We start from the raw sequence: 3,700 nt of genomic DNA, 5'->3' as shown, positions 1-3,700 counted from the left end.
GTTTGTAGAAATGGCAATCTTTAAATCGCCCTTTTGAACAATTGATCCCAGATAGAAATCGCAAAGTTCAGGCTTATCTGCCACGTTGATCAAGAGGCCACGCTCATGCGTCACCTTTCTAATCTCTTCATTTAAAATATTGTTATTGGTTGCCGCGAAAACGATGTCAATGTCATTCAGATCATCTACATCGAAACTTTTCTGTTTAACTTTTATCAGCGGATAATTTGCGATAAGCGCATAAACTTCTGGTGATACTAGCTCTGCAACAATCGTGATGGTAGCACTATGGCTATTATTTACGATCGCAGTTAATTTCTCGAGCCCAATATTTCCTGCACCAATTAATAATGTACGCAGCTTGTTCAGCTTTACAAAAACTGGAAAGAGCTGGTTACCTTTTTCTTCTTCAGAAAAAGATGCTGCATTATCAGGTTGGTTAGGCAATACTTGCATATTGTTTAATTAATTTCTTAAATGATGGATGTAATGATACAACTTCTCCAAAAATTAATAAAGCAGGTGCCTTAATATTTTCTTGTTGCACTAAACCTTCTATGGTTTCAACCACGCCAACAACCAATCTTTCATCTTCTGCTGATCCGTTCTGAACCACTGCGGTTGGTAAATGATGTTTTCCTGCAGCTTTAAAAATCTCTACAATTTTAGGTAATTTTTTAAGTCCCATAAGTACCACAACAGTAGCATTAGAATGTGCTGCCTGGTAAATATCAGCCGAAACTTCTCCTGAAGTGGTTGTTCCGGTAATTACCCAAAAACTTTCGCTCATGCCGCGGTGCGTAACCGGAATCTGTTGCAAACCTGGTACACCGATCGAACTCGAAATACCTGGGATTACACTTACCGGAATGCTATAAGACGCTGCATAATCCAACTCCTCGTAACCTCTGCCAAAAACAAATGGATCGCCACCTTTTAAACGCACTACGTGACCGTAGTTTAAGGCATAATCGATCAYTAATTTATTGATGGTATCCTGAGGATAAGAATGCTCACCAGAACGCTTTCCTACATAAACTTTAATGGCTTCTGCCGGAGCGTGCTCCAATAAAGCTTCGTTGGTTAAAGCGTCGTACAAAACCACATCGGCAGTTTGCAATGCTTTAACCCCTTTTAGTGTCAATAAATCAGGATCTCCAGGACCAGCGCCTAAAAGGGTTATTCTTGATTCCACGTTTAATCTCTGCTCTCCCATATTATGCGTTTACTAAGCCCCTTTTAGCCTTAATCTGATTTAAAAATTGTTTTGCTTCTTCAAAATATTTCTGTGCAAACTCAGCTGTTGGTTCGTTTTTGTTAATCTGTAAAACCAGGTCAGAGAAATTGGTCGATAAATTAAATTCTCCAGTTTCTACGTAATGGTTATCAAATTCGCGGATCACACCTACCTGTGTGCTGCTGTTTACACCTTTATCTAACAGTAACGATTTTGCAGCGCTTACGAAAGTGCTGTAAGTATGATAAATGGCATCGGCATAAGCAGCTTTCTCCAGGTTTTGTTTCGCCCAATCAAATTTTTCATCGGCTTCTAATAATAAGGTAGCTACCAAATCAATTACAACACCAGCACATTCGCCTACACCAATTGCGGTTACGAACTCTTCTACATGTCCCCAATCTACAAATTCTTCTGTTTTAAGATTGGTTAAATCGGCCAATGGTTTTAACAGCTGATAAAAATGGTCTTTACCTTTTCTATCATAATATTGGTGAAAGTTCTCATCCTCAAGATTATTGGCTTTAAAATCATTTAAAATGAAATGTAAAACACTTGTTGCTCTTTTAGAAGGTACTTTTATTACGCGTTCTGCTACTCTACCTACACCATTACCTACAGTACCACCACCCAACATCACCTGAACTGCCGGAACAACTTTTCCTTCAGCTTTTACCGAACTTCCGTGGAAACCAATCTCAGCCAAACCATGCTGACCGCAAGAGTTCATACATCCACTGATTTTGATCTTGATGTTTTTCTCGTAAATAAACTCAGGGAAATCAGTATAAATCACTTCTTCCAAAACTTCGGCCAAGGTCATTGAATTCGAAATACCCAAATTACAGGTATCGGTACCAGGGCAAGTGGTAATATCAGCTAAACTATCAAAACCTGCCGTTGTAAAACCAATTTTATTTAAAGCAGCATATAATGAAGGTAATGCTTCTTTACGTACAAACTTTAATAGCAAGCCTTGGTTTTGGGTAATCCTGATTTCATCAGCAACATATAACCTGATAGCATCAACAAATGCCCTTGCTTTATCTGTTTTGATATCGCCTACCTGAACTTTTACATAAACGCCATAAAATCCGGCTTGTTTCTGCTCAATTACGTTAGTGGCTAACCAATGTTTGTAATGGGCTTCGTTTAAGATTTCTACCGCAGGGTATTCTTGTTCTAAAGGCAAGAGCGGCTGAGGTACAGTATTAATATCTATTTTAAAGGTTTTTACTTTGTTGGCAATACGCTCTTCGGCAACCAAACGTAAAACTTCTTCTAAACCCAGTTTTTGAACCAGGTATTTTAAACGTGCTTTGTTACGGTTGGTCCGTTCGCCATAACGGTCGAATACGCGAAGAACAGATTCAGTAAAAGGAATTAACTGATCCTCAGGCAAAAACTCGTGTACTGCATTGGCTAAAAATGGCTGTGCACCTAAACCACCTGCAAACAAAACTTTAAATCCACGTTCGCCATTTTCGTTAATTTTAGGAATAAAACCTAAATCGTGAATGTAGCTAAAGGCAGTATCTCTATCGCTCGAAGAAAATGAAATTTTAATCTTTCTTCCCATTTCCTGACAGATCGGGTTACGCAAAAAGTACGCAAATACCGCTTGCGCATAAGGCGAAACATCAAAAGGTTCTTCAGCATCTATTCCAGAATTTGGAGATGCCGTTACGTTACGAACCGTATTTCCGCAAGCCTCGCGGAGCGTAATATCATCCTGCTCTAATTTAGCCCAAAGCTCTGGAGTACGGTCTAAACTCACATAGTGAATCTGAATATCCTGACGGGTGGTTAAGTGTAAATTTCCACTTCCATACTCATCAGCAATATCTGCAATACGTAACAACTGCTTAAAAGTTACCTTACCAAAAGGCAATTTAATACGCACCATTTGTACGCCAGGTTGTCTTTGTCCGTAAACACCGCGTGCTAAACGGAGGCTTCTAAACTTTTCGTCGTGGATGGTTCCATCTCTAAAAGCTTTAATTTTATTCTCTAAATCGATAATGTCCTGCTCGACAATCGGATTTTCGAGTTCTGTTCTGAAACTTTGCATATGTGTTGTTAGCTTTATTCAAAAAATGCTTCCCTATTACCGAGAAGCATTCCATATTTTATACTTAAAATTATCTGTAGGCTCCTATTACTGCGTTTTACAACAACACATTATTTGCATAGCGATTAATTTGTTAGGTATAAAATTGAAATTCATACGCCAAATATATAAAGTATATAGGAATAGTCGTAATTTATTATGAAAAAATTTACATAAATAAAACGTCATTTCGACTGGAGCGTAGCGAAATGGAGAAATCTATAAGTTAAATTCTTTAATTATTAGCTTAAAACTGCCAACAGAAAATTAAAATTGCTAACTGCTAACTGATTTGGGCGTTACCTAAGCTGCGCAAAGGTCGGGCTTTGCAGGGCTGCGCTTCGCTTCGGTAC

Annotated in this window: 3 protein-coding genes; all 3 read right to left on the bottom strand. The window is 38.5% G+C overall.

Going from position 1 to position 3,700, the window contains the following annotated elements; translation table 11 throughout:
* On the bottom strand, positions 1 to 456 hold a 456-nt coding region (locus AC1DPQ_RS21155), incomplete at its 3' end, for a precorrin-2 dehydrogenase/sirohydrochlorin ferrochelatase family protein (protein ID WP_477610782.1).
* The gene (cobA, locus tag AC1DPQ_RS21150) at positions 440 to 1,216 is read right to left on the bottom strand and encodes a uroporphyrinogen-III C-methyltransferase (RefSeq protein ID WP_477610781.1); all 777 of its coding nucleotides are present in this window, start codon (positions 1,214 to 1,216) and stop codon (positions 440 to 442) included. The genes cobA and AC1DPQ_RS21155, both read right to left, overlap by 17 nt.
* Position 1,217: 1 nt before the next feature.
* Positions 1,218 to 3,308 (bottom strand): HEPN domain-containing protein, encoded by a 2,091-nt coding sequence (locus AC1DPQ_RS21145; protein WP_477610780.1) that lies wholly within the window; start codon positions 3,306 to 3,308, stop codon positions 1,218 to 1,220.
* Between the last annotated feature and the right edge of the window lie 392 nt (positions 3,309 to 3,700).

This window comes from Pedobacter sp. 01T416_2 (assembly GCF_056398925.1).
The sequence above is the reverse complement of the archived record's forward strand: the minus strand, read 5'-3'. Positions and strand labels throughout refer to the sequence as shown.

Coding starts and splice junctions, on each gene's coding strand:
- AC1DPQ_RS21145 (WP_477610780.1), bottom strand. CDS start 3,308: ATGCAAAGTTTCAGAACAGAACTCGAAAATCCGATTGTCGAGCAGGAC.